The following is a 7,571-nucleotide window of genomic DNA, read 5'->3' as shown; positions in this document are numbered from 1 at the left end:
GACGGCCTGCTGCATGTCACCGACATCAGCTACAAGCGCGTCCAGCATCCGGGCGAAGTGATCAACATCGGTGATACGGTGAAGGTCCAGATCGTCCGCATCAACCGCGAGACGCAGCGCATCAGCCTCGGCATGAAGCAGCTTGAAGCGGATCCGTGGGAAGGCGCATCGGCGAAGTATGTGGTCGACGGCACGTTCACCGGCCGGGTTACCAACATCACCGAATATGGTGCGTTCGTCGAGCTGGAGCCGGGCATCGAAGGCCTGGTCCATGTCAGCGAAATGAGCTGGACCAAGAAGAACGTCCATCCGGGCAAGATCGTCTCGACCAGCCAAGAGGTTGAGGTCAAGGTGCTCGAAGTCGACGAAGAGAAGCGGCGCATTTCGCTCGGTCTCAAGCAGGCTCAGTCGAACCCGTGGAACGACTTCTTCGAGAAGCATCCGGTCGGCACCGAAGTCGAGGGCGAGGTCAAGAATTCGACCGAGTTCGGCCTGTTCATCGGGCTCGACGGCGACGTCGACGGCATGGTCCACATGTCGGACATTTCGTGGGGCGTGTCGGGCGAAGAGGCCCTCGCGCTTCATCACAAGGGCGAGACCGTCAAGGCGGTCGTGCTCGATGTCGATGTCGAGAAGGAGCGTATCTCGCTCGGCATGAAGCAGCTCGAGCGCGGCGGCGTCGCCAAGCCGGGCACCACCGGCGCGGCATCGAACAAGGGCGAGACGGTCACCGTCACCGTGCTTGAAGTGCGCGACGGCGGGCTCGACGTGCAGGTCGGCGACGACGGCGCGACCGGCTTCATCAAGCGCACCGACCTTGGCCGCGATCGCGACGAACAGCGTCCCGAGCGGTTCCAGGTCGGGCAGAAGTTCGATGCACTCGTCACCGGGGTCGACCGCTCGAAGAAGCCGACCTTCTCGATCAAGGCGCTGCAAATCTCCGAGGAGAAGCAGGCGGTTGCGCAGTACGGCTCGTCCGACAGCGGCGCATCGCTGGGCGATATCCTGGGTGCGGCGTTGAAGGAAAAGCAGGACAAGACCAAGTAAGCGTATCCCGGTCGGCGGCACCTGTATGTGTCGCCGGCCGGTCGCGCTGCGCAGGAACGTCGTGAAGTGCTTGCGCTCTCATGATTTTGCTGACAGCTTCTCTAACCACGAGCGGCCGGGGGGCTGCCCGACATTTATGATATGGGGCAAGTGATGATTCGGTCCGAGCTCGTCCAGAAGCTGTGCAATGATTTTCCCGATCTCACCCAGCGCGAGATCGAGAGCCTGGTTGCGGCGTTGTTCGACAGTATCACCGACCAACTGGCCCAGGGCGGGCGCGTTGAGTTGCGCGGCTTCGGGGCATTCTCGACCCGCCAGCGTGATGCCCGCGTCGGGCGTAATCCGCGCACCGGCGCAGCAGTCGATGTCGACGCCAAACGCGTGCCCTATTTCAAGCCGGGCAAGGAAATGCGCGAGCGCCTCAATTTAAGTGACGCCACCAGCGAATAATCCGTTATCCGGATGATCGTGCGGACGTGGCGGAACCGGTAGACGCTGGAGACTTAAAATCTTCTGCCCAATAGGCGTGCGGGTTCGAGTCCCGCCGTCCGCACCAAGTTGCTCCATTCCCGAGAGAAATTGTTAAATACTAAGCGCTACATCGTCCGCGGTGGCATGGTTGAAGCGTAGAGAGGCCCCGTTGGGTAAAAGGGCGGCAGGCAAGTGGGCCGTGCGGTCCGACGGCGTGGTGACGCTGGTGCTGGTCGCCGCAGTGCTGATGCTGATTATCCAGGGCAGCAGCTTTTTCGAACAGGCGATTGCCGACGCGGGCGCGCAATTCGGCCCCGGCGTTCGCGTCACGATGGTCATGCTGACCTTGAACGTGGCGTTGATCCTGGTCGGATGGCGGCGTCTGGCGGATTTGCAGCATGAGCAGGAACGGCGCTTCGATGCAGAGCGGCGCGCGGCGCATATCGCCTCAAGTGACGTGATCACCGGGCTCAACAATCGCAAGGGACTGGCCGATCTTGGCGAAGCACTTCGATTACGGCTGGCGGCACGCGGCAGCGGCTGGGGCGTGACCTCGATCCGGATGCACCGCTTCAAGGCGATCAACGAGCGGCACGGCTATGAGACGGGTGACGCGATGCTGCGGCATATCGCCGACGCGATCCTCAAGGTCTTGCCCGACGAGGCAATTGCCGCGCGGCTTAATGGCGATGAATTTGCAGTCGCCTTTCCGGTCGACCTGGCCGACTCCGCACCGGGTAACGAGATTGCGGCGGCGATGCTTCAGGCGATCACCAGCCCGTTGGATGTCGATGGGCGAATGCTCCAGGCCGGGGCCTATGCCGGGATCGCGGTGGCCAATGCCGATACGCCGTTGCCGCATTTGCTGCGGCGGGCCGACATCGCGCTCGAGCAAGCGGCGAGCGGGCGATCGGCGCGGCCGATATGGTTCGACGGGGGCATGGAACGCGCGATGATCGCACATGTCGAAATCGAGCAGGGCATTCGCGTCGCGCTCGACAATGACCAGTTCGTGCCATTCTTCGAGCCGCAAGTCGATTTGGACAGTGGCGAGATTGTCGGTTTCGAAATGCTTGCGCGGTGGAACCATCCGTCGTCCGGGCTGATCCTGCCCGAAGCATTCATCGGCGTGGCCGAGGACATTGGCGTGATCGCTCGACTATCCGAGCAGGTGATCAGTGCGGCGCTGGCGGATGTCGCCAAGTGGGACCCGGCCTTGAGCTTGTCGGTCAACATCTCGCCGATGCAATTGTCCGACCCGTGGCTGGCGCAGCGGATCATCCGCTTGCTGACCGAAGCGGGCGTTGCCCCCGAGCGGCTGGTGGTGGAGATCACCGAAAGCTCGCTGTTTGCCGACCTTGAACTGGCGCGGTCGATTGCAACGAGCCTGAAGAACCAGGGGATCAGGTTGGCGCTCGATGATTTCGGGACCGGCTATTCATCGCTGGCGCATCTTCGCTCGCTGCCATTCGACGCGATCAAGATCGACCGCAGCTTCACCGCCTCGATCAGTCACGATTCGGAAAGTGCGGCGATCGTCCGCGCGGTCGCGGCGCTGGCCGGCGCGATCAAGGTGCCGGTGATCGTCGAGGGGATAGAGGATGCCGCCACCCATGCAGCGGTGCTCGGACTGGGCTGCCAGATGGGGCAGGGCTGGTATTTTGGTAAGGCAATGCCCGCCGATCAGGCCGAACAATTGATCAAACGGTCTCCGAGCGTGGCCGCACCGCGCACCGCCACCCGCAAAGCCTGAGCAAACCACGCCAGTTTGCGCGCGCGCCCGTCCCGGATTGGCACGATCGCGGAACGCTGTCCCTAATCAGAGGTTGAAGAGCATGGTAAAAATTGCATTAAGGTTTTTGCATGTTCTCGTTCCCCGCCCTTCAGCGTCTGCGCGTGTTAAGCTTCGGCCGACGGCAACCATTCACTTATGCGATGGACGTCAGCCAGGCACCGTTCGCGACGATCGACGACGCCCGCTTGTTCTTCTCGACCTTCGTCGGCGGACTGCTGTTCATGACCGTTTACCTAGCCTGACCTGCCCCCGGCAGGTCACCCGGCAAACGTATCTGGCCTGAGCGCTTAATCGCAGGCGAGGTGGAGCTTGTACGCCAGCAAGGCGGCGAAAATACTTGCGAAGGCGACAATCAGCAGACTGTCGGTAACCGTCACGCCAAGCAGGACTGCGCCGGTCAGGATGACGGTCGCGGCGACCATGAAGCCCGAATTGACGATATTGTTGGCGGCAATGGTTCGCGCGGTTTCCGACTTGGGCACGGTCGTCGTCAGGAAGGCATAGAGCGGAACAACGAACATGCCCCCGGCGATGGCAACGCCGAGCAAGTCGAGCACGATCAGCCAGCTGCCCTCGACATCGAGGAAGGTCGACAGGTCGCGAAGCTCGGGCCCGGCGGCCGGCCAACCCTTAACCCGCCGGTATAGGTCGAGCACGAACAGGCCCATGAAGATCGCCGACACCGGCGAATATTTGGCCGACACCTGCCCGCTAAGCAGGCGATTGACCGCCACCGAGCCGATCGCCACCCCGATCGAGAAGGTGCCCAGAAACAGAGTCGCGACTTGCTGGTCCGACCCGAGTGCGTTCTTGACCAACGGCGGGAATTGCGCGGCAAGGACGGCACCCATCGCCCAGAAGAAGCTGATCGCGATGATCGCCAGGAACAGTCGCGGAATGTGCAAGGTCGCGTTGACCAGCCGGGCCGAGGCACGGACGATGTGCCAGTCCATCTTGAAGCCGGGGGCATCGGGATCGGGCAGGGCAGGGGGAACCTTGCCGCCGACCCAGCGCCCGATCAACGCGACCACCAGCACGCCGACAGCGGCCCAGATGGCATGGAAGCCGTCGGCATCTTCCACCACCAATATCCCGCCGAGCAAGGTGCCGCCAAGGATTGCGACATAGGTGCCGGCCTCGACCAGTCCTGTCGCGCCCAGCACTTCGTCATCCTCCATATGCTGCGGCAAGATGGCGTATTTGATCGGCCCGAAGAACGTCGAATGGACCCCCATCGCGAACAGCGCCGCGAGCAACAGCCAGATGATGTGGAAATATAGGCCGATCGCGCCAACCATCATGATTCCGATTTCGGCAGTCTTCACGATCCGGACGATCTTGGCCTTGTCCGAGGAATCGGCCAGTTGCCCGGCCAGCGCCGAAAGCAGGAAAAAGGGCAGGATGAACAGGCCACCGGCAATCGCGCTGAACGTCGCCTCCTGCTCGGCATCGCGGTAAATGCCGTAGATCACCAGCATGACCATCGCGGTGCGGAACAGATTGTCGTTGAAGGCACCGAGGAACTGGGTGACAAAAATCGGCAGGAAGCGACGCGTACGCAGCAAATGCCTGACATTCTGCATTATCTAAACCGCTCTCCAGCCAATCCCGCCCCAGCCATAGAGCATCAATTGCCAACGGCAAGATTAGGGTTTCATGCTGGCGGAAATTGGCCTTAAGCGTGGGCCAACCATGCTGACGCTTCCCAACCTGCTGACCCTGTCGCGCATTTTCGCAGTGCCAATCCTGGTGTTCCTGCTGTGGCGGCCGAGCCCGGTGGATTATGGGGTGACGTTCGTCCTCTACTGCATCGTCGGGCTGACCGATTATTTCGACGGCTATCTGGCGCGGGCACAGGGGCAGATTTCGCGGCTCGGCCAGTTCCTCGACCCGATCGCCGACAAGATCATGGTCGCCGCCGTGCTGATCATGCTGATTTCCAGTCGCAGGGCCAATCCCGTGCCCGAGATCGAGGGGCTCCACATCATCGCCGCGCTGATCATCCTGCTGCGCGAGATTTTCGTGTCGGGGCTGCGCGAATTTCTGGCGCCGCTCAACATCTCGATGCCGGTCAGCGGCCTGGCGAAATGGAAGACGACGTTCCAGCTGGTGGCGTTGGGCGCATTGATCCTGGGCGGGGCTTTTCCTGGAGCACCATGGGTGCATCTGGTGGGACTGATCTGCCTGTGGGCCGCGGCCGCGCTGACCTTGGTCACCGGGTGGGATTATCTGCGGATCGGGCTGAAACATATGGACTGATCGACTGAGCGACTTTCTCTAAGCGAGTTTAGTCGTTTCCATCGATCAGTCGACCGGCGTAGCGCTGACGCAAATCACTCAGGAGACGAATCATGGACGCGAAGACCGGCGATATCAGTGGCTGCCCGATGGGCGGATCAAAGGCGCGCTCCCTGCTTGGCCGCACCAACAAGGATTGGTGGCCAGAGGGTCTTCCGGTCGACATGCTGCATCAGCATGGCGTGTCGCCCGACCCAATGGGGCCGGACTTCGATTATGCCGAGGCGTTCAAGGCGCTCGATTATGGCGCGCTGAAGGCCGACCTCACCGCGTTGATGACGGACAGCAAGTCTTGGTGGCCGGCCGACTATGGTCACTACGGCCCGTTCATGATCCGCATGGCGTGGCACGCTGCCGGTACCTATCGGGTCACCGACGGGCGTGGTGGTTCCAACAGCGGGCAACAGCGCTTCGAGCCGCTCAACAGCTGGCCCGACAATGGCAACCTCGACAAGGCGCGGCGCCTGCTGTGGCCGATCAAGCAGAAATACGGCAAGCACATCAGCTGGGCGGATTTGTTCATCCTCGCCGGCAATGTTGCGATCGAGAGCATGGGCGGGCCGGTGTTCGGCTTCGGCGGCGGCCGCAAGGACGTGTTCCAGTCGGAAGGCGATACCTTCTGGGGCGCCGAGGAAATCTGGGTCAGCGATGGCGCCAAGACGCGTCTCGACGAAGAAAATATCGAACTCGAAGGCCCGCTGGCCGCAATCCAGATGGGCCTGATTTACGTCAACCCCGAAGGGCCGGGCGGCAATCCCGACCCGCTGCAGTCGGCGCGCGACATGAAGGCGACCTTCCTGCGCATGGCGATGAACAGCGAGGAGACGGTCGCGCTGACCGCCGGCGGTCACGCTTTCGGCAAGGCGCATGGTGCCAAGCCAACCGACAGCTTCCGCAGCAGCCCCGCTTCGGAGGAAATTCACCTGCAGGGCATGGGCTGGCTGACCGACGATCAGGAGATCGGGAAGGGACATATCACTACCTCGGGCATCGAGGGTGCGTGGTCGAACAATCCGACCAAGTGGTCTGGCGACTATTTCCGGTTGCTGTTCAAATATGATTACGAGCTGGTCGAAAGCCCGGCGGGTGCCAAGCAGTGGCAGCCGATCAATGCCTCACATGAGGACATGGCGCCCGACGCCCGCGACCCCAACAAGCGTGTGCCGACGATGATGACCACCGCCGACATGGCGCTGAAGATGGATCCGGAATTCCGCGCCATCTCCGAGCGGTTCCGCGATGACCAGGCGGCGCTCGACGATGCGTTTGCGCGCGCCTGGTTCAAGCTGTGCCACCGCGACATGGGGCCAAAGTCGCTCTACCTCGGTCCGGAAGTGCCCGAAGAGACGTTGATCTGGCAGGATCCGGTTCCCGCCGGAACCGTGCCGTCGGACGCCGATGTCGCCGCGTTCAAGGACAAGGTGCTGTCGAGCGACCTGACCGTGTCGCAGCTGGTCAAGACCGCCTGGGCCTCGGCCTCGACCTATCGCAAGTCGGACAAGCGTGGCGGTGCCAATGGCGCGCGCATCGCGCTTGCCCCGCAGAAGGATTGGGACGTCAACGAACCGGCCGAGCTGGCCAAGGTGCTGGCCAAGCTGAACGAGTTTCGCGGATCGATGTCGCTGGCCGACGCGATCGTGCTGGCCGGGTCGGCAGCGGTCGAGAAAGCGGCCAAGGACGCGGGCGTCAATATCACCGTGCCATTCGCTGGTGGCCGCGGTGATGCAACCCAGGATTGGACCGACGTCGACAGTTTCGTGTGGATGGAGCCGCAGGCCGACGGCTTCCGCAATTACCTCAAGACGCGTCAGTCGGTGAAGACCGAGGAATTGCTGCTCGACCGGGCCTCACTGCTCGGCCTGTCGGCGCCCGAACTGACCGTTCTGCTGGGCGGCCTGCGCGTGCTTGGCGCCAACTATGGCAACATTCCGGAGGGCGTTTTTACGGAGCGCAAAGGCCA

At 62.4% G+C, this 7,571-nt stretch carries 7 protein-coding genes and 1 tRNA gene; 7 read left to right on the top strand and 1 reads right to left on the bottom strand.

Annotated features, from left to right (window positions below):
- The 5 genes from RMN73_RS07850 to RMN73_RS07830 all read left to right on the top strand — a co-directional run.
- On the top strand, window positions 1–1,047 hold a 1,047-nt coding region (locus RMN73_RS07850; protein WP_309602765.1), incomplete at its 5' end, for a S1 RNA-binding domain-containing protein.
- A 153-nt stretch (window positions 1,048–1,200) separates the two neighbouring features.
- The gene (locus RMN73_RS07845) at window positions 1,201–1,497 is read left to right on the top strand and encodes an integration host factor subunit beta (RefSeq protein ID WP_309602764.1); all 297 of its coding nucleotides are present in this window, start codon (window positions 1,201–1,203) and stop codon (window positions 1,495–1,497) included.
- Between the two features lie 20 nt (window positions 1,498–1,517).
- Window positions 1,518–1,603 (top strand) — tRNA-Leu (locus RMN73_RS07840).
- Between the two features lie 114 nt (window positions 1,604–1,717).
- Window positions 1,718–3,271: a bifunctional diguanylate cyclase/phosphodiesterase gene (locus RMN73_RS07835; protein ID WP_309602763.1), complete on the top strand. Its 1,554-nt coding sequence runs from the start codon at window positions 1,718–1,720 to the stop codon at window positions 3,269–3,271.
- 143 nt (window positions 3,272–3,414) lie between these two features.
- Window positions 3,415–3,555: a hypothetical protein gene (locus RMN73_RS07830; protein WP_309602762.1), complete on the top strand. Its 141-nt coding sequence runs from the start codon at window positions 3,415–3,417 to the stop codon at window positions 3,553–3,555.
- Window positions 3,556–3,600: 45 nt separating this feature from the next.
- Here the strand turns inward: RMN73_RS07830 and RMN73_RS07825 are convergent, their stop codons facing one another.
- Window positions 3,601–4,896 carry an MFS transporter gene (locus RMN73_RS07825; RefSeq protein WP_309602761.1) on the bottom strand — a complete coding sequence of 432 codons (1,296 nt, stop codon included), beginning with the start codon at window positions 4,894–4,896 and terminating at the stop codon, window positions 3,601–3,603.
- Window positions 4,897–5,005: 109 nt separating this feature from the next.
- On the opposite strand from RMN73_RS07825, the gene pgsA reads away from it, so the two are divergent.
- Window positions 5,006–5,572: a CDP-diacylglycerol--glycerol-3-phosphate 3-phosphatidyltransferase gene (gene pgsA, locus RMN73_RS07820; RefSeq protein ID WP_309602760.1), complete on the top strand. Its 567-nt coding sequence runs from the start codon at window positions 5,006–5,008 to the stop codon at window positions 5,570–5,572.
- A gap of 92 nt (window positions 5,573–5,664) precedes the next feature.
- Window positions 5,665–7,571, top strand: a 1,907-nt coding sequence (katG, locus tag RMN73_RS07815) for a catalase/peroxidase HPI (protein ID WP_309602759.1), incomplete at its 3' end; no start/stop codon positions are given.

The organism is Sphingomonas sp. (genome assembly GCF_031372575.1).
GTDB lineage: Bacteria > Pseudomonadota > Alphaproteobacteria > Sphingomonadales > Sphingomonadaceae > Sphingomicrobium.
Note: the sequence above shows the minus strand (reverse complement) of the source record. Positions and strands in the feature narration are given on the sequence as shown.